Here is a 19,447-nt window from a genome sequence, read left to right as displayed (position 1 = left end):
ATGAAGATGCTCATAATCGGCGGTACCGGAGGAATGGGACAGTGGTTCACAAGGTTCTTCCTCAGGCACGGTTATGAGGTGATCGTATGGGGAAGCAGCGGCAAGACCGAGGTCGCAGACCAGATGGGAGTGGAATTCGCCACCGACCTTGACAGGGAGATCCGGGAAGCCGATGTAGTGATCATTACAGTCCCCATAGACATCACTGCAAGGGTAATCAAGGAGACCGCTCCGAAAATGAAGCAGGGAAGCCTGATAATGGACCTTACATCCATCAAGGTGGAACCCGTCAATGCAATGAGAGAATACGCACCTGAAGGCGTGGAGATCCTGGGAACACACCCCATGTTCGGTCCCTCGATCCCAACATTACAGGGACAGATAGTCATAATAAGCCCCACAAAAGGACGTTGTGACAAATGGTTCCCGATCATGCACGACCTCTTCGAAGAAAGCGGTGCACATATTGAGATCATCGACCCGCAGGAGCACGATCAATTCGTCTCCGTTGTCCAGGGTCTGACACATTTTGCATACATCACCATCGGGACCACGTTCAAAAGCCTTGATTTCGACGTGAGCAAGTCACGCCGTTTCATGAGCCCGGTATATGAGATCATGGTGGACTTCGTGGGCAGGATACTGGGACAGAACCCATACCTGTACGCCCATATCCAGATGAAGAACGACCAGGTGCTCAAGGTTCATGAGGCATTCATCAACGAATGCAATCTGCTCTCGGATATCGTCCGGGAAGAGGACACCGAAGCTTTCTGTAAAAAGATGACCGAAGCAGCTGCCCATTTCAAGGACACTGCATCTGCACTTCACAGGTCTGATAAGCTGATCAATGCAAAAATAGCTGAATTCGAGGAAATGATAGCATCCGTCGGAAGAGAAAGAGGATTTCTGCACAACTACTCCGGTGTAACACATGTGGGCATCATCGAAAAGGTCACACCCCGGACAGTAACGCTGTCAAAGGGAGACAGGACCGTATCTCTGAGGACAGAGAATATCAGGTTGCTTAACGATGCAGAGCTGAAAAAATGGAAGATCGATAACCTCGCACATCCTATCAGAGATATCTCGGCCCTGATACCTGCCGGGGCGGATCCACTGACCATTGAGAAGGTCATCGTCTGCGATGAAAGGATAGTTTCTGTCAGTATTATTGATACATACACAGGCATATCCGATGACAGGCTTAGTGTCACATACCGCATTACCATACTCGGGGACCTGCCTGCTGCAGAGGTGCAGGAAGACATCGAAAAACTGTTTGTTGGGCTTGGTTGCGGAATAAGGGGCCAGAATCCCATCTGATATTTATGCAATGAGAACAAATTTAATATTCCGTTTAAACACAGATCGTGGTGATCTTTTGAAAAAGACTGAAAATCTGCAGACTGCCAGTATGCTTCCCGGAGGTATCGAAAAATACCTTAGGTTCTACAAGATGGGACTTTTGATCATCTCCATTTTCGGGATATATCTGGGAATTTCGGGCCTCTACCTTATTATTGTGGAGCACAATTACATATCAGGCATCTCGCTGTTCCTGGCAGCACTCCTGTTATCACCACCACCCATAGGAATATCCAACATGGTTGCACAAAACCTTCACTTGGAACTTACCATGGGAATAAAAGTAGGATTCTCATCCATGCTGTTGCTTATCGCATGGTATTTCCTATAAAAAATAATAAATTTAAAAAAGGATGCCATAAGGCATCACTTCCTTCTTTTAGTATAACTTCTATTAAAGGATCAGATCAGGCTTACCAGATCCTCAAGCGCTGCCTTTGGATCTTTGGCCTTGACAATACCGGATGCAAGGAGCACTCCAACAGAACCAAGTTCCATTGCAGCCTTAAGGTCCTCTCCTTTTGAGATACCTGCACCGCAGAGCACCTTCACACCAGGATCGATGCGCTCAACGGCAGTAACTGAACCCCTTACGACCTCAGGATCTGCTTTTGAAACAGGAATGCCTGAACCGATAAGTTCCGGTGGCTCCACTGCAACAAAGTCGGGTTTCAGTGCTGCTGCTGCTGCTGTTGTAGCGATGTTATTGGTACACACTATCGTGCGAAGACCCTCTCCTTTTGCAGCGGTAACGGATGCCTCGATGTCCGCAAGGTTCAGGCGGCGCTCGGAGTGATTGATAAGTGTACCCACTGCACCGGCATCCCTGACAGATCTGGCAAACACATGACCTGTGAAACTTCCGGCACCGACACCATCAAGATGTTGTGAGTAAACCGGGACATCCACCCGGGATGCAACCCTGTAGACATCGCACAGCTGTGGTGCCACTGCGATCTCGATCCCACTTTCCTCGCCTACGGCCCTGCAGGCCTCAGCGATCCTGACAGCACCTTCCCCGGTACCTTCAAGATAGGTCTTCAGATTCAATACGATCAATGGTTTCATACATACCCCTCCATAAAAAAGGGAACGTGCGAAGATCGCACGCTTAGAAATCGGTCATTACCCTGAACTGGTCGATCTCTGGCTTGTTCAGGCCTTCGATGAACTGGTCAGCTGCCTGCTTGACATCCTTGGAGTTGGTGATAGCCCTTCCGACAACGAGGATATCAGCTCCTGCACCAAGTGCATCAGGGATAGTTTCAACACGTACACCGCCTGCAACTGCCACAAGGATCTTCTTGTTGCGCTTCTCGCCAACTGCCTTGATACCATCAATGCTACCCCATGCGTGAGCAGTTTCCTCGATATCGATAGCACGGTGAAGCTCGACCACATCAGGAAGCTCATCCAGCTGTTCAAGTACAGCTACCGGATCTGGCTGGTTCAGTGTGTCCATGACAGCATATATACCGGTCTTGTGTGCCTCTGCAATAGCCTTGTTGAGCGTTGCAATAGGTGCAAGTGCGGAAACGACAATAGCATCTGCGGTTGCATCTGCCACCATACGTGCCTCAAGGTTACCTGTATCAAGTGTCTTAAGGTCAGCAACGATGAACGCATCAGGTTTGATCTCACGCAGCTTGCTGATAACATCCACACCATAGCGCTTGATAAGAGGTGTACCTGCTTCCAGGATCAGGTGGTCGCTCTTTGGAAGCTGCTTGACAACATTGGTGATAGCACCGATGTTCGGGTTATCAAGTGCAACCTGCAGGTATGGAGCATCCCAGAGCCTTGAGACCTTGAATCCCATGATAGCGTGTGCGGACTTGTCCTTCTCCTCGAGCACAGTGTCGATATCCGGGAAATTGTCCAGTGCGCGCTTAAGAGCAAGTTTTGTAGCACCATAGTTGTACCTGAAGATACGGTTGTAGTCAACAGCCTGTGGGTGGATGAATACGCTTGCGATGATCACAAGGTCCTCTACCTGTTCTGTCGGGACAATTCCTTCTTCCACAGCATCAGCGACCGCCTTAGCAACAGCTGCCTGGGCAGGACCGAATATCTGTGCGGCCTGGTCCATGTTCTTCACTGTCACTTTTGGAACGATCAGTGTAGATGGCTTTGTGGGTAAGTTCGGGCGGATGACGGAAAGAAGAGGAGTGTGCCCTGCTGAAAGCTGGGTCATGCCTGTTGCAAATGCCTGTCCAACAGGTCCCTCCTTGTCCCCGATCATAAGATCGACGTGTGCGAGTTCTGGTTCCTCGCCGATTAATGCTTCTCCAATAAACATCATAGTTATCAATCCGCTAAATTGCCATGACTATATATATCATTTCTGATGAGAATAATGGTGCCACCTGCAAAAAAAAGCAGATGATTCCTTAAAGTATTATATAATAATGGAAACAATAGAATATTGTGATCATTGACATATACAACCAGCTTATCAAAAAAAGGAACCTTACAGCATTGTATATTCTTTCCGCTATAATAATAACATACTTTGCAAGCTGGTTTCCTGATTTCGAGAACCTCATCGGCATAGAGGGAGCAAGGATAAGTTCGGTAGTATCTTTCGGTGCATTGAATGGGATGCTCCTTGGTCCGTTCTGGGGTGCGATCGTATCCTTTACCAGTGTTATGGGGCACACCTTAGTAAGAGGAGGAGGTAGCCCGGACACATTCCATCTGCTTACCCCTTTCTTTGTAGCAATGTCCTCTGCAGTAGCCGGTCTTTGTATCACAAAGAAAGAAAAAGCTGCAATGGCAGTCTTTGGAATTCTTATACTGCTCTGGTATATCACGCCCACAGGAAGAACAATATATTACTACCCATGGTTCCATGTGATCACACTTGGCGCCTTCCTCGTATTTAACTACAAATTGAAGGATAGGGAAGGAAACCTGTTCAAATTTACATTCCTGCTTCTTGCAGCACTTATGGCAATCCTGGCAGACCATCTTGCAGGTAGCATAAGCGCAGCAATTCTTTTTGACCTACCGCCTCAGATGTTTGCATCGGTCATCACTATTTACCCCATTGAAAGGATAACACTTGCGTTTGCAGCAGCGTCGATCATATTTATATTGATAGTGACACTTCAGAACACGCTCATGGAATCGGACACATTCCATGATAAAATGAAAGAGGCAAAGAAGGAAGATATCCTCGACTATGTAAATGATATAAAGGACATACTTGAAAAAGATGATAATAAGTAACTCACTTATTGGAAAGACAATCTTCGATAGTCCTGACTACTGTGAAAACAGCTTTTGAGAAAGGATGTTCCGGATCAGCGACTGTCAGCACTTCTGAATCACTCCTGGTAGCAATATCACAAAGGCAAGGTATTGATGCTACAACAGGAATATCCGGATCGACCAAACCGGCTATTGCGATCGGCTTATTATCATGGCACTTATTCATAATGACACCGTAATCCTTACCAAGCGGAATATAAATACCATCAATGATCTGCTCCATATAGTTATGGTGAGATCTGGCAGGTTTGGTCACCATTATAACATAATCAGCTGCAGCTATTGCATTAACCGATGTGAAATCCACACCCGGACCGGTATCGATGATAAGCACATCTATGCCGGAGGAGAACAATTTCTTCTTTACACCCATTATATTTTGTAGAGCTTTTGATTGCCATTTGCGATCCTTACCCGACATTTCACGAACTGCATCGATATCAGGGTTGCAATATCCCACATATAACTTGCCAGGAGCTACTGTGTCATCAGCAACCTCAACGATCGCATCCATGATGTCGTATTTGCCCTCAAGGACATCGTTCAGCCATCGATCAGAATCAGGGAACATGTAATTAAAAAGACTTGGAGCCTTAAAATCAGCATCGAGAAGGCATACGCTCTTCCCGGTAGATGTATATGCAAATGCAAGATTGATAGAAAAGGAGGTCTTACCAGACCCGCCTTTTGCTGAGTGCACCGCGATACTTATTCCCATTCATACTCCTTTTGATTATATGTTATTCCTTATGAGATAGGACGATAAACTTCTATATAATAGTATTTCACAGAATATTTGCGTTGAAATCAAGTATACTTTACATATTCTATTTTGAGATATTTGTTGATCAACGATGTACAGAAATATACACCATATATAGCTTATATAAGATTCAAGTAAAGATAAGGCCTATTACTTGCCAAGACCTTCCCCTATACTAAAGTAAACTTTTCTGCCTGAACGCCCCTTTACAACATGTCCCATCCTCACAAGCTGGTTCAGGTAATTGCTCTCCACAGCACGTTCCTTATGGGTCTTCTCTGCAAGGTCTTCAGCGGTTGCTGACCCCAGCTCGAAAAGCGCTGTTGCTGTAGCACGCAGATGATCGGGTAGTGTGAGCAGTGTCATCACATCCAGTACATCAAAGATACCTTCATCCGACTCTTTCGCAGATGTACCCTGCATCAGGATACGATCCAGTTTCCCGCTGATCTCCTTCAAAAGATTAACGATCTCTTCATTGGAATCATCAATTGTCATTCTGGTCTCCCCGAGTATTTTTTACAAAATTCTCGATCGAACATCATAATAGTAGATTTATAGGGAATACATCCAACTATACTATAAATGTATTGAAGAGATACAGTAATACAGCAACTTGCCTTAGGATCTGCCAGATAAAGATCAAAGTTTTTTTGACATATAGACACCATCGCGAGAGTATCCGAATTTGCGGTAGTACTCCCTCACACCTATCCCGCTGATGATGGATATCTTTGAATACCCTGCCTCTGAAGCCATTTTCTCCGCATTCCCCAGAAGTTCCGCACCATACCCACGATGCTGCCAGTCGGTCCTGCTTGCATCCCTGCCCACCGGCACCATGGAGCCATAAACATGCAACTCCCTCACAAGGGCAGCATCCTGTAACTCCGCCCTGTGCGGAGAGTTAGGAAAACGCAACCTCAGGAAACCTATCAGGATATCGTTCGTCATATCTTCAAATGAGAGGAAATATTCCTTCCCTCCACAGGAGTCGTAGGTCTCTACTGTGAGCTCAATGCTTTCCGGATCCGGTTCATTGCCCTTGAGGACATTGTGACCGACCTCTCTGCATCGGATACACCTGCACCTGCCACCCCTTGATTCAAGCCTCTCCTTTGCAAGCTGGCGGATATTGCTCTTTCTGACCCCTGCAAGGATCTGCGGGGAAGGAATGTCCCTCTGTATGCGCTGCAACCTCACCCATTTAGGAAGTATGGACTTGATATCTGCAAGCAACTCCGTGGCAGCCTCGTCATCCAGTGCCTCATAGTCACCCCTTAACCACATCTCGTGAAGCTGTGTGCCCTCTGTGACAAGAGTGGGGTATATCTTCAGGTAGTCAGGCATGAACCTGCTGTCCGTAAAAAGCTTCTTAAAACCCCGAAGGTCCCTTGCAGAATCCATTCCGGGAAGATGTGGCATCATATGGAAACCAACTTTAAGCGCACTGTCCCTGAGGATCCGGTTGGACTCCACAGTCTCCTGCACCGTATGCCCCCGCCTCATCCTCTCAAGCACGAAATCATATACGCTCTGGACACCGATCTCGACCTTTGTGGCACCCAGTGCCAGCATACGGTCCACGTGTCCGACATCCGTCCAGTCCGGACGCGTCTCAAAAGTGATGCCCGTGTTCCTTATGGCTGCAGTCTCATTGGCCTTCTGCACATCCTCCACCGTCACATAAGGATGGGATGTACCGATAAACTGCACATCATCGCGCCACTCGGTTCCGGAAAAATCGTTCATTGCCTCAAGGCAGCGCTTTGTGAACCATTCCTGATAATCGATGGCCCGGGCAGAAAAAGTACCACCCATGACGATAAGCTCTGCTTTGTCCACCTCATGCCCGATCTGCTTTAGCTGGGACAGGCGACCTGAGACTATCCGATAGGGATCATACTCATACTGCATGGCCCGCATTGTAGCCGGCTCCCTTCCCATATAGCTCTGCGGAGAATTAAACGTAGAATTAGGACCTCCCGGACACGGAACACATACACCATGAGGACAGGCACAGGGAGAGGTCATTGCAGCAATCACCGCAACACCTGAGATCGTACGGACCGGTTTGCGGCGAAGGGAATCACGCACCTTTTTTTGTTCCTCTTCAGTCCCCACCATTATTAGATCCGGGTTCTTTGGAAGTGTGGAAAGCCTGAACTCCTTGCTGACAGCTTTTTTTGCCTCATTGAGCTGGAGATTACCAGATACCTTACCCTCAAGTACCATATCCAGCAACTTTCGGCATGCAGCCCTGAAATTCTTATCAGCTTCAGACGTCATCGTAAATACCCGAGATCAGTAGAGTTCCGTAACAAGCGATTCCAGATGGATCCTTGCATTCGCACTGTCGATGATCATTGCATCTGCATCAGCTATCCTGTAGACCGCTTTTGCGATCTCGTCTTCGGTACGGTCCGATCTCACAACTACCGAATGTAACTGCTGCAGGACCTCATCGCCGGTGAAACCTTCCTCAATGAGAAGAGTGTCGATCAGCTTCCTCGCTTTCAAGAACTCGTGCCCAATGGCTGCAGCATGAAGTTCAGTCACGTTGTCAGACACTTCGCAGAGGGATTCCTCGTAGAGCAGGTCACCTGTGATCTTTGCATCCGGATTGTTCATATTAGCAAATTGAAGTGTCAGCAGAGCCCTTGAAACATTGCCTCCGGCATAGTACATAAGAGCATCAAGGCCATCTTCATAAATAGAAATGCCCTCTTGCTCTGCAATTGAGACAATATATGGCCTTAGCAGATCATCCGGAACATAAGTGAAGAAAAGCTCCAGTCCCCTTGAACGCAGGGGTGAGATCAGCTTGGAAGGCTGGGTAGTGGACAGGATGAACCTGCAGGTGCGGGTATACTTCTCCATCATACGACGCAGGGCATGCTGTGCACTGGTATCCAGTGACTCAACATTATCGATGAAGATGATCTTGAAATCCGCATCAATTGAACCCATTCCGGCAAACTCATTTATCACTGTCTTGAAGATAGAGATGACACTTGAGTAGATCTTCTTCGGATCATCCGTCCCTATAATATGGGTAAAACGTTTATCACGAACAAGATAGCGTTTCCCCTGATCAAAGAAATCTGATGCATTGAAGTATGTGAAATTGCTCTCATAGCCCTCCCCGTACAGTTCACGTGCCAGGGCAAAAGCAGTTGAGGACTTACCGGAGTTCACCGGACCGTGGAACACAAGATGGGGCAGGTTGCCTGAATGGACAAGCTTGTCAAGGGCATTGAGGGAATTCTCATTGCCCAGGATATCCTTAAGCATCTCTGGCCGGTATTTCACAGTCCACATATCCTTCATCATTAACACCTCTTAAGGAACAGATCACTGCGCTTCATCAAGCACTACCTTTATGACCTTACCATATACCGGCCTTGCGATGAGCACACCGATTAGCACACCGATGATGGTGGTAATGGCAAATCCTTTGAGTGCACCGAATCCCATCACGACCAGTGGTGACATTGCAATGGTAGTTGTCGCAGCAGCTGCGAAGATTATACCAAATGCTTTTGCGATCCTCTCAAGATATACTTTTGTGGAAGGTAGTTTTCCTTCGTATAACACCTCATCAGTAATGATCACAAGGTGGTCAATACCGGTACCTATCGCAGCAATAATACCTGCGATCGCCGGCAGGTCAAGTTGCCAGTTGATCGTTGCTGCAACTCCAAGGATCATGATAAGTTCACAGATGGATGTTCCCACCATTGGAAGCAGGATCTCTTTCTTGCCGTATCGTCTGAACACGACCAAAGCCACTGCAAGAAGTGAAAAAAGACCGGCAAACAAAGCCTGTTTCTTGAACTGTGCACCCAAAGCTGCGTCCACCTGTCCGGACCCCATGAGAACCACGTTCACAGGTAACGCACCTGCACGCAGGTGTATCTGGAGTTGTTCCGCCTCTGACTTGCTGTCCTCATCAGGACCACTTGAAGCTTCCCATGAGTAGATTGGGACCTCTGTGAGCCTTGTAGCTGCTGAATAACTTAACGGGGCTCCATATATCTCGTTGTCATCAAGATACATGTAGAGCCAGTGTGAGTTCGGATCGTTGGTTGCGCCGGTCTCGATAGCGATCTTCTGCAAGGCGAGAGCACCTTCTTCGTTAAGAGTGAAAGGTGTATGCCACTGCCCGTCGTGGAAGGTCACAACACCGACCTTCTCGATCCCATCACCATAGAGCACATGAGCGGTCTCATTGTCCTGTGTCTGCACCCGTATCTCGAACTTACCAGGTCTTTCAACGATCTCCTTTGCCGTTGTAAGATCAGTTCCTGCAAAGTCAATAAGGATGTAATCCTCACCCACAGTACGTACAGGTATATCCTTAAGACCAAGTGAGTTCAGCTTATCGCTGAGAATATCACGGGTCATATCACGGGTCTCGGTCCTTACACCGTCACGATATATCGGAGTGCCATCTGATTCTGTCAGAATGGACCCACCTACTGCATCCATCAGGACCTGAAGGTCCTCCTGTGAGATCCCTTTACGTATCTCGTACTCAACGGAATCGACAAGTGAAAGAGGAATTACCTCAGCATCAACCGAATTGGAAAGATACTTGGTGATAAGCGTCTGCTTGTTAGTATAAAGAATGATCTCGGAAGTGTTCCCTGAATAACTAACATCGGATTCACCGATGCCTGCAAGGTCCATCTGGAGATCTGAAACATATGCATCAGTTGTAAAGACAACAGTCGTACCAACGGAAGAATAACCGCTTCCCGTATGCCCCGTAACACTTTTCACATCAATGGATGATCCGATGACAGGTTCAATAATGGCAGGCACCGTCTGTGAAATATCAGCATCTAACTGGGCCACAGCACCCTGCAGTCTTATCTGGAGCCATGAACCACCTTCAAGGTCAAGTCCATAATTAAGATCGGTGGTAGCACCCTCTTCAGAGGAGTACCACGGATGAATCATGACGACTGAGAACAAAACTGCTGCTACCAGTAACCATACACGAAGGTCGCTTTTGAGGCCTTTGTTCACTTCTTCTTCCCTCATGCCCTTCGCCCCCTTGGGTTGCTGCGGTTCACATGCCATCTCAATATACCTGTGTTAAGCAGCCAGGTGTTCATGATATCGGCCACCAGACCGAATATCAGCACAATGGAGATATCGGAAAGCAGGTTGACCTGGGAAGCGGACGATGTCACAAGGTAGGAGAATGTGGATACAATGTACATCACCACAAGAGCTGCAAGTGTTGTGGTGGTCATGGTAAGACCTGTATGCATTGCACGCCCGATGTTCTCATGGACAGTACCTCTTCTCTTCAGCACACGTGTTGTCAGCAGTATGTCACTGTCAACTGAATAACCAATGAGCATCAACAGAGCTGCCACGGTGCCCAGGGAAAGTTCAATTCCTGCTATGTTCATGAAACCGATAGCAATAGCAATATCAGAGACTGCAGAAAGCACTACTGCAATGGATGGGACAGCGGTCCTGAAGATCAGGAACACGACTATAGCCATTCCGATGAATGAAAGTACCATTGCTTTCAATGCCTGTGATTGAAGCTCTTTTCCGTATAATGCACCGATCTGCTTGATCTCAACGTTCGAATACTTTGAAGTTATATCCTTTTCGAGTTCTTTCTGATCTTCATTGTCCATGGGACCAAACTGCAGGATCGCACGATCTCCTGCCTTACGGGCATCATCCAATGAATAATCGGAATATGCCTGCTCAAGAACACCTGCAGTTTCCTGCGTCTCGAACGCTATCATAGTACCACCCTCAAACTCAAGTCCGAGCTTCACAGGTGCACCTGTACTTGAAAATACGACCAGTGACACTAAAAGAGAGAGTGCCAGAACTATGAGGGGAATGGTGATAAGCTGCTTGTCATCACGCCCCCTTATGAATGAATCAAGATATTCTGTTAGAATGGATCCCATTTTTTGATACTCCGTTATCAGAAAAGATGTCAACTATCAATATCTGGTTTATGTCCAATTCATACACTACAACTTATATATACTACTTGCTGTTTTCTTTTCATATATGACTGAAAGACCATCAATTGATGAATATTTCCTGGAGATCGCTGAGGTGGTCGCAAAGCGTTCCACCTGCCTGAGGAACAAGGTAGGAGCTGTCATTGTCCGTGATAAAAGGATACTTTCAACCGGTTACAACGGTGCTCCCAGCAACATGGAACACTGCCTTGAGATTGGTTGTATGAGGCAGCAGAACAATATTGCATCCGGGACCAGGCATGAAAAATGCCGTGCAGTGCACGCAGAGCAAAATGCTATCATACAGGCAGCACTTCATGGGGTCGGCATCGGAGGAGCAACTGTCTACTGCACACACCAGCCCTGCATACTGTGCGCAAAAATGATAATAAATTCCAACATCAAGCGAGTTGTCTTCAGCACACAATACCCCGACACCGACACCCCGGAGTTCTTCGCTGCTGCCGGTGTTGAAATGGTGAACCTTCAGTCAGAGGACTGACGAAGGCACCTCAACCCTTTTCTGATTATATCCTCATTATCAGGACGGTACATTTCCTTCACACTGACATCGTCCCTTGTATGAAGGTCAAAACCACGTACTATCACCACAGGATTCCCCCCTGCAGCTTCGCCCATCAACAGGTTCGCAGCCGATGCGATCTCATCTGCAACCGCTTCCTCGGTGATCTCAAGCTCATTTCCGAAGAGGTCCTTCTCCCCTCGCCAGTCCAGGATAGGGTGCATCCGGTAGACACCCACTGCAACGCCGGTCTGTCCGATCTTGAAAGCCCTTCCGTTCGTATCCGTGATGATCACACTGACATCCTTGCCACACCGATCGGCTATTCTCTCACCTATGGTCTTTGCTGAACCATCGGGATCATGTGGAAGTTCCAGAAAGTAATTATCCTCCACATTGGAATCATCAATGCCGGCATTGATGCTCACATGTCCGTTGAGGTTCTCCACAAGCAACAAAGGACATTCCACGAGTTCTTCCACACTCCTGTCGAGGACCACCTGTACAAGTGCAGGATCTTTACCTATCCTCTTTGCAATGCTTATGGCACGTTCGGATGGCACCACATCACTTTTCAGTACCATTGCCCCTTCGGCCTTTGCCACAATAGTGGAAGCGATCACCACAGCATCGTGGTCCTCAAGTTCCGTGCACTCGCATATCATAGACGCCAGGTCATCTCCTTTTTTGATAAGCGGCAAACCATCTACGGTAAACAGTTCCATCCTCAATATGACACCTCGGAAGGTGAAATGGCATCAAAAATAAATAATACTATCCATATAGACAAACTCGCGGCGATGATGAGAGTTACCCCGACCGAGCAAAATATGACGAAAAACTCTGACTGATGCCGCAAACAAACCAATGCTCGGGATTAAAAAAAAAGAATGATCGATCACTCGATCATGATCTTCGGCTTTTCTTCGATCTTTGCCTTTGGAAGTGTGATCGTCAGCACACCATTCTCAAGTTTTGCCTTTGCACCATCATCAGTAACGTTCGATGGAAGAACAGCAGATCTTGAGAAGCGACTATAGGTACGCTCCCTCTGAGTGTAACCTTCGTCCTCAGACTCACTTTCCTTTCTGCATTCTGCGCTGATCTCAATGATGTTGTCTTTCACACTTACATCGATATCTTTCTTGTCGACACCCGGCAGGTCTGTAGTAACGATGACATTGTCGTCCTCTTCCCTGATATCCATCAAGGGAGCGATCGATCTTCCCTCTGGCCAGCCTCCGAACGGGGAAACCTCCCTGAATAACTGGTTGAGATGTTCCTGTGTCTGTCTTATCCCTTCAAATGGATCCCAGCGGGATAATCCAGAGGGACCCCTACGCGTTAAACCGAATTTCATATATTCCACTCCTTAAAATTTAAGCAATAGAATGTATGACAAATAAAGTTAAAAAGTAACGATATCAAAAACAGAGGAAAGCAGGAGAATTATACCTGCTTTGCTTTATCGATCAGCATCTGGACGATATCGCATCCCCGGACAACACCAAGGGAACCTTCTTTCATGGAATCCTCGTCGAATGCTTCCACACTGTCAACCTCGTTCTCCAGAGTTGAATAAATGAGGAACGGGACCGGATCGGATGTATGCGTCCTGAGCACGATCGGTGTCGGATGGTCCGGAAGCACGACTATCATGTGATCCTCATCATCCTCTTTTGCAGCACGCAGAACGGTGCCCACTACCTTTTCATCGAAATCTTCGATGGCCTGCATCTTGGCATTCAGGTCACCCATGTGACCTGCTTCATCGGGAGCTTCAACATGAACCACAACAAGGTCCCTCTCCTTCAGGGATTCCATTGCATATTCCGCCTTACCCACATAATTGGTGTCAAGATATCCGGTTGCACCCGGAACTTCGATAATGTCAAGACCGGCATATATGCCAAGACCCTTTATCAGGTCCACAGCCGAGATAACAGAACCTGTGAGTCCGTAGAGCTCATCAAATGTGCGGAAGGAGGGTGCATATCCCTGTCCCCAGAACCAGATGGCGTTTGCAGGATTCTTGCCTTCTTTTATTCTCTTTTCATTGACAGGATGGCACTCAAGTATTGGCATCGACTCTTCTATCAGCCTGCACAGGACATCACTGCCTTCGCCCTTTGGCATATGATCATTCCTTTCCCCGCCTATCATATCATGAGGTGGAGTACAGTCTGCTTTAGCACCAAGATCATTGGACGCAACAAGCAGATGCCTGTAACTTATACCCGGATAGAATCTCAGCTCATCGGTCCCAAGCTCACGGTCAATGGTTTCCATAAGCTCCCGGGCCTCTTCGCTTGTGATGTGACCTGCACTATGGTCTGCAATATTACCATCATCTATTGTGATAAGGTTGCACCTGAATGCAACATCGTTCTTCTCCAGCGGAATACCCATACTGGCAGCCTCAAGCGGAGCACGACCTGAATAATAGACATCCGGATCATAACCCATAACTGACATGTTAGCAACATCACTCCCCGGAGGCAGGCCTTCGGGAACATTGATAGCAAGTCCGGCCAGACCGTTCCTGGTCATATAGTCCATGTTCGGAGTATTGGCCTTCTGAAGAACCGTCTTACCGCCCAGCTCTTCCAGGGAAAAATCTGCCATTCCGTCGCCGATGAGAATAATATATTTCAATGATACACCTCTTTTTGTATAATAAACATGGAACCTTCAAATGAAGGTATCGACAAAACTATAAAGACAATATGCTCATTTCAACAATGTTTAAATGTGCTTCGTGAATGGTGAGGTTTAATGAAATATATATATTTTGTACTTCTAGCAATATTTGTCATGCTGTTTGCAGCAACACCGGCAGCATCCCTTGATCCGAGCGAACCGATAATACATTACTCGGATAGTGTGGTGGAAAGGGATACAAAGCTCTCGTTAGCCCAGGGATACACACTCCACATCGTTGACATCAATGAGGACAACGGGGATGTCTGGGTAGAGATACGCCACAATGGGAAACTGGTCGAGGATGGAGAAGGATCTGGAAAGGAAAATGATCCTTTTGAATACATACTGACCATCGAAGCAGAGGATGACGACGATGAGGATGAGGAATACCTGATCTTCCGCGTTACACCAAAAGAACTTGTTACAAGTGGTACGGACACAGCTACAAGGATAAGGATCGAGCAGTTTCGGGACCCCACCAGGGACACGAAGGATTTCCTCATGTATGACATCTCGGATTCAGTGAACGTAGGCGAGGAAATGGATCTGGAAGAAGGTTATACCCTGTCAGCATCCGACCTTGATGTGGATGAAGAGACCATCACAGTGACATTGAAAAAGAACGAACATGTGGTGAAAGAAGTAAAGGAAATGGAGCCAGGAGACATTTTCAGTTACTATAAGAACGTAAACGGGGAAGTCCGTACGATCTTCATTGCAACTGTTTATGACTTCTTTGAAAGCAGTGAATCACATATACTATTCCTGAAGGAGATGTCACAAAGGGAAGATGTGAACGTTGAGAGTACTGTTGAGATCAGGGTCGAAGGAGTTAAAGAAAGCATTATCAGGGATGGTGAAAAGGCAATCATATCCTATGAGCTTGAAAATGATGCATCCAAGGTAACGATATCTCTTGATGATAAAATTATAGACGTCCGCAATGACGTGGATGCAGGAACCTACCCGACACTTACCGAAGAGCTGGACAGGGGAACGCATGATGTGATCATCGAAACCGTGTCAATAGACGGAAGTGTATCTTCAAAAGAGACATCGTTCACAGTTGACGGAGCGAGTTCGATAGGAGATAGTGTTCCTGGGGATAGCATATCTGTACCGGACCAGATAGAGGACATCATTCAGGATGGAGAAAATGTCACCGGCGATGTTTCCGATTCAGCTGGAGACATAACAAAGTCCACGGCATTCACCTATATTGTAGTTGCCGCCCTTCTTGCACTTACCGCATTCTTCTTCAAGAGAGAGTTTAGCTGATCAACTCTTTCTTTTAATTTTCAAAAGGAAAAAAATAGATACGTTGGTTCCATCGTTCATAATCTTTATATTACACTGCCGTGTTTATAGCCACATTCCAAATCAAGCCTAATACAGAACGTGATCAGACTATGAGATATGTAATGAAATTTGGCGGTACATCCATTGCTGATGGGAAGAAGATACGTCATGTTGCACAGCTTTTGATCGGCTACAGGGATGCCGGGGATCAGGTAGTTGCTATAACTTCGGCCCTTGGAGGTGTTACTGACGGGCTGCTCACCAACGCAGCTGAAGCATCACAAAAAGGAAAGGTCTCCCGGATAAAGGAGTTCATGACAGACCTTGCCAAAAAACACTATGATGCTATCGGCTATGCAATTGATGATGAGAGGATCGCCGACGATGTCATCGAGACCATCGACAGCCGCATAGATGAACTTGAAAAAGCACTTATCGGCATCTGCTATCTCGGTGAGCTGACACCACGTTCCATTGATTACATCTCATCCTACGGAGAGCGCCTGGCAGTGCCGATCATCAGTGGAGCTATACGCTCACTTGGAACGGACTCAATGCCATTTACCGGCGGAGAGGCAGGTATTGTCACAACAAGTGATTACGGAAATGCCCAGCCACTTGAGAAAAGCTATGATCAGGTGGAGAACAATATATCGGCTCTTGTGGAAACCTCGATCCCCGTGATAACCGGTTTCATTGCAGAGGATAAGAAAGGTATTATCACAACCCTTGGACGCGGCGGTTCTGACTTTACCGCATCTCTTGTGGGTGCTGCTATCCGGGCAGATGAGATCTGGCTCTGGAAAGAAGTACACGGCATTATGACCACTGATCCGAAGATAGTTCCTGAAGCATCACCCATTCCGCAGATATCTTACATCGAAGCAATGGAATTGTCATATTTCGGTGCCAAGGTACTTCACCCACGTGCCATCGAACCTGCCATAAAGCATGGTATACCGGTTCGTGTTAAGAATACTTTTGATATAGAATATCCAGGCACACTTATCGTCGCAGACCAGACCCGGAAGGCAGATGTGGTAAAAGCAGTGACGCTTATCAGGAAAGTGGCTGCCGTCAACATATCAGGAGCCGGGATGGTAGGAGCCATCGGTACAGCAGCAAGGATATTTTCCGCACTTGCAAAAGCCGGTGTCAATATAATTATGATCAGCCAGAGCTCATCCGAAGCCAACATGTCCCTTGTTGTTGAGGAAGCTCACCTTAAGAAAGCTGTGAAAGCATTAAGGTCCGAGTTCAACAAAGGTGTTGTAGGGGAAGTGGCCTACGACAAAAATGTCTGTGTGGTCGCTGTGGTAGGTGCCGGAATGGACGGCATACCAGGCGTCGCAGGAAAAGTATTTGGAGCCCTCGGAAAGGGAAAGATCAACGTAATAATGATCAGCCAGGGTTCATCCCAGCACAACATCTCCTTCGCGATCAGTGAAAAGGATGCAGAGGAGGCAGTAAGAGTACTGCACCAGGAATTCGGTCTCGGATCAAAGAAACAATCCGGACAGTAAAGGAGGCCTTTAAAGTTGAGTGATAAACATCTTACATACGCAGATTCCGGAGTGGACATCGAGAAAGAGGAATCCACCATCAAAGCACTGACAAGTGGAATGACATACAGACGCGAGGGCCTTGGAGCTCCGCTCACCGATATTGGCCATTATGCAGGACTCATCGAGTTCGGAGAGTATGCACTGGCAATGGCCACTGATGGCGTCGGTTCAAAGGTGCTAATTGCAAATGAGATGAAGCGCTGGAACACAGTTGGTATCGACTGTATCGCCATGAACGTGAACGACCTGCTGGCCATAGGTGCAGAACCGATCAGTTTCGTGGATTACCTTGCACTTGAAGAGCATACTGACGAGTTCGCACGCCAGATCGGCGAAGGACTTACCAGGGGTGCAGAAATATCAAAGATGACCATCGTCGGTGGGGAAACAGCAACCCTCCCGGAGATCATAAATGGCTTCGACCTTGCAGGAACCTGTCTTGGAATGGTAAAGAAAGATGAGATCATCACCGGTGAAAAAGTGCAGCTTGGTGATGTCCTGGTAGGCATCCCAAGTAGCGGCGTTCACAGCAATGGTTACACCCTTGTCAGGAATATAGTCGATCGCTCAGAACACTCATACCATGATAAGTTCCCCTACAACCCTGAGACCACCATTGGTGACGAGCTGCTGATACCAACTCGCATTTACATGGAAGTCCTCGATGTAATAAAAAAATGTGACGTTCACGGACTTGCACATATTACTGGAAGCGGACTCCTGAAGCTCAAAAGGGTTACCGATCTTGGATTTGATTTTACGGACCCGATCGAGCCAAGTGACATATTTAAGTTCCTTCAGGAAGAGGGTAATGTTGACGAGCTTGAAATGTACCGTACCTTCAACATGGGAATGGGCTTTTTGATAGTTCTTCCGGAAGAAGATGCTAAGAAGGCTGCAGAGATGACAGGCGGAAAGATCGTCGGAAAGATCGTCGAAAGCGGTATTCGTGTTGAAGAACTTGAGATAATTTAACATGGCATGTATAAACGATATACCCTATGAGATACTCCTGAAAGGAGCAACACCACAGCAATGTGAGGACTTCGTCCGGAAAGAATGTGATGAGGTCTATCACGTTAAAGGTGGTTACAAGATACGGGGAGTACTCCTCCGTGGCGGGAATTCCATCCCCATAGGAGTCAAAGGTAACGACCTCATATTCCAGTTCATAAAACCCTGCAGCGGTATTTTCATCCTGAGAATTCCGGATGCACAGGATGAGATCGAAAAGATACGCAATCCAATGAAATGATCAGATCTTTGATATTCTGGCATTGTCCATGACGCAACCGAGGAAACCCGGGGAAGGGAACTCGTGAACTGTCGTGGCAATTATCAGTCCAGCTCCTATATTTTTTACCACCATTACAGCCTGGTCATCATCATTCCTTAAGATGACATTCCCGTCTGTCGCAGAGAAGTAGCCATCACATTCCACAGCCATACCGGGATCATTGACAATGCACTGTGCCCCATGCTCACCCACCCTGTGAAGATGTGTTTCCCCGTGTTTTTCTATGTATGTAAGCTGCATCGGTAACCAGCTGTGATCATATTTTGTGACAAGTGCTCCAAAGACTACAAGTACACCACCGGCACTTACGAACTTCTCAAATGCCTTGCTGTTCCTTTCAATGCCCGGAAGTATCTTTGTATATGCTGAATTGGCAAACCCCGTCGGCACGATGACACATTTACATGCAGGAAGAAAAGGCGTACCAATGGCTGTGGAAAGGACACGCTGGCATTTCAGACCATTTTCCTCAAACAGTTTTTCAAAAAGCAACGGATTATCCCAGATCAGCATCACATCTGTCATGAGAGGAACTAAACATTAAAGGCTCTTAAATTTTCCCACACCATCGGAAAAAGCAGCTTCAAAATTAAGTTTGTAAGAATTCGCCAGATACATCAGGAGAGGGGAGTAATAATAAAATATTAC

20 protein-coding genes are annotated in these 19,447 nt (G+C 47.0%); 8 read left to right on the top strand and 12 right to left on the bottom strand.

Annotation, left to right across the window (positions count from 1 at the left end; all coding sequences use genetic code 11):
• On the top strand, positions 1–1,326 hold the full coding sequence (locus E7X56_RS00835) for a prephenate dehydrogenase (protein ID WP_135603911.1): 1,326 nt from the start codon (positions 1–3) through the stop codon (positions 1,324–1,326).
• Between the two features lie 58 nt (positions 1,327–1,384).
• Positions 1,385–1,699 carry a hypothetical protein gene (locus E7X56_RS00830; protein WP_244603346.1) on the top strand — a complete coding sequence of 105 codons (315 nt, stop codon included), beginning with the start codon at positions 1,385–1,387 and terminating at the stop codon, positions 1,697–1,699.
• 71 nt (positions 1,700–1,770) lie between these two features.
• Here E7X56_RS00830 and tpiA read toward each other — a convergent pair whose 3' ends face one another.
• Positions 1,771–2,436 (bottom strand): triose-phosphate isomerase, encoded by a 666-nt coding sequence (gene tpiA / locus E7X56_RS00825; protein ID WP_135603909.1) that lies wholly within the window; start codon positions 2,434–2,436, stop codon positions 1,771–1,773.
• 43 nt (positions 2,437–2,479) lie between these two features.
• Positions 2,480–3,670, bottom strand: coding sequence for a bifunctional 5,6,7,8-tetrahydromethanopterin hydro-lyase/3-hexulose-6-phosphate synthase (locus tag E7X56_RS00820; RefSeq protein ID WP_091689372.1), 1,191 nt, complete (start codon positions 3,668–3,670; stop codon positions 2,480–2,482).
• Between the two features lie 125 nt (positions 3,671–3,795).
• Between E7X56_RS00820 and E7X56_RS00815 the strand changes: the two genes are divergently transcribed.
• Positions 3,796–4,599: a hypothetical protein gene (locus E7X56_RS00815; RefSeq protein WP_135603907.1), complete on the top strand. Its 804-nt coding sequence runs from the start codon at positions 3,796–3,798 to the stop codon at positions 4,597–4,599.
• 1 nt (position 4,600) lies between these two features.
• Here the strand turns inward: E7X56_RS00815 and E7X56_RS00810 are convergent, their stop codons facing one another.
• The 6 genes from E7X56_RS00810 to E7X56_RS00785 form a co-directional block, all read right to left on the bottom strand.
• Positions 4,601–5,359 carry a ParA family protein gene (locus tag E7X56_RS00810; protein WP_135603905.1) on the bottom strand — a complete coding sequence of 253 codons (759 nt, stop codon included), beginning with the start codon at positions 5,357–5,359 and terminating at the stop codon, positions 4,601–4,603.
• A gap of 195 nt (positions 5,360–5,554) precedes the next feature.
• Positions 5,555–5,902 carry a transcriptional regulator gene (locus tag E7X56_RS00805; RefSeq protein WP_135603903.1) on the bottom strand — a complete coding sequence of 116 codons (348 nt, stop codon included), beginning with the start codon at positions 5,900–5,902 and terminating at the stop codon, positions 5,555–5,557.
• A gap of 144 nt (positions 5,903–6,046) precedes the next feature.
• Complete coding sequence (locus tag E7X56_RS00800) at positions 6,047–7,693, bottom strand: tRNA uridine(34) 5-carboxymethylaminomethyl modification radical SAM/GNAT enzyme Elp3 (protein WP_135603900.1); 1,647 nt, start codon at positions 7,691–7,693, stop codon at positions 6,047–6,049.
• Between the two features lie 15 nt (positions 7,694–7,708).
• Positions 7,709–8,737, bottom strand: coding sequence for an AAA family ATPase (locus E7X56_RS00795; RefSeq protein ID WP_371413329.1), 1,029 nt, complete (start codon positions 8,735–8,737; stop codon positions 7,709–7,711).
• Between the two features lie 21 nt (positions 8,738–8,758).
• On the bottom strand, positions 8,759–10,453 hold the full coding sequence (locus E7X56_RS00790; RefSeq protein WP_135603898.1) for a preprotein translocase subunit SecD: 1,695 nt from the start codon (positions 10,451–10,453) through the stop codon (positions 8,759–8,761).
• Complete coding sequence (locus E7X56_RS00785) at positions 10,450–11,352, bottom strand: protein translocase subunit SecF (RefSeq protein ID WP_135603896.1); 903 nt, start codon at positions 11,350–11,352, stop codon at positions 10,450–10,452. The genes E7X56_RS00790 and E7X56_RS00785 overlap by 4 nt, the downstream gene beginning before the upstream one ends.
• 106 nt (positions 11,353–11,458) lie before the next feature.
• Between E7X56_RS00785 and E7X56_RS00780 the strand changes: the two genes are divergently transcribed.
• The gene (locus E7X56_RS00780; protein ID WP_135603894.1) at positions 11,459–11,914 is read left to right on the top strand and encodes a cytidine/deoxycytidylate deaminase family protein; all 456 of its coding nucleotides are present in this window, start codon (positions 11,459–11,461) and stop codon (positions 11,912–11,914) included.
• Here E7X56_RS00780 and E7X56_RS00775 read toward each other — a convergent pair.
• From E7X56_RS00775 to E7X56_RS00765, 3 genes are all read right to left on the bottom strand, one after another.
• On the bottom strand, positions 11,899–12,666 hold the full coding sequence (locus tag E7X56_RS00775) for a coenzyme F420-0:L-glutamate ligase (protein WP_371413328.1): 768 nt from the start codon (positions 12,664–12,666) through the stop codon (positions 11,899–11,901). The genes E7X56_RS00780 and E7X56_RS00775 overlap by 16 nt on opposite strands.
• Before the next feature lie 167 nt (positions 12,667–12,833).
• Complete coding sequence (locus E7X56_RS00770) at positions 12,834–13,295, bottom strand: Hsp20/alpha crystallin family protein (RefSeq protein ID WP_135603890.1); 462 nt, start codon at positions 13,293–13,295, stop codon at positions 12,834–12,836.
• 89 nt (positions 13,296–13,384) lie between these two features.
• A complete protein-coding gene (locus E7X56_RS00765; protein WP_135603888.1) occupies positions 13,385–14,590 on the bottom strand; it encodes a cofactor-independent phosphoglycerate mutase in 1,206 nt (401 codons plus the stop codon).
• 120 nt (positions 14,591–14,710) lie between these two features.
• Between E7X56_RS00765 and E7X56_RS00760 the strand changes: the two genes are divergently transcribed.
• The 4 genes from E7X56_RS00760 to E7X56_RS00745 all read left to right on the top strand — a co-directional run bounded on the left by E7X56_RS00760 (position 14,711) and on the right by E7X56_RS00745 (position 18,757).
• Positions 14,711–15,916 (top strand): S-layer protein domain-containing protein, encoded by a 1,206-nt coding sequence (locus E7X56_RS00760; RefSeq protein ID WP_135603886.1) that lies wholly within the window; start codon positions 14,711–14,713, stop codon positions 15,914–15,916.
• 131 nt (positions 15,917–16,047) lie between these two features.
• Positions 16,048–17,460, top strand: coding sequence for an aspartate kinase (locus E7X56_RS00755; protein ID WP_135603884.1), 1,413 nt, complete (start codon positions 16,048–16,050; stop codon positions 17,458–17,460).
• Positions 17,461–17,475: 15 nt separating this feature from the next.
• On the top strand, positions 17,476–18,477 hold the full coding sequence (gene purM / locus E7X56_RS00750) for a phosphoribosylformylglycinamidine cyclo-ligase (protein ID WP_135603882.1): 1,002 nt from the start codon (positions 17,476–17,478) through the stop codon (positions 18,475–18,477).
• Position 18,478: 1 nt separating this feature from the next.
• Entirely contained in the window at positions 18,479–18,757 is a 279-nt protein-coding gene (locus E7X56_RS00745; RefSeq protein ID WP_135603880.1) for a DUF1894 domain-containing protein, read from the top strand.
• Here the strand turns inward: E7X56_RS00745 and E7X56_RS00740 are convergent, their stop codons facing one another.
• Positions 18,758–19,324 (bottom strand): hypothetical protein, encoded by a 567-nt coding sequence (locus tag E7X56_RS00740; protein WP_135603878.1) that lies wholly within the window; start codon positions 19,322–19,324, stop codon positions 18,758–18,760.
• Positions 19,325–19,447 lie beyond the last annotated feature (123 nt).

This window comes from Methanococcoides sp. NM1, from assembly GCF_900774285.1.
GTDB classification, from domain to species: Archaea; Halobacteriota; Methanosarcinia; order Methanosarcinales; family Methanosarcinaceae; genus Methanococcoides; species Methanococcoides vulcani.
This window is presented reverse-complemented; position numbering and strand designations above follow the sequence as displayed.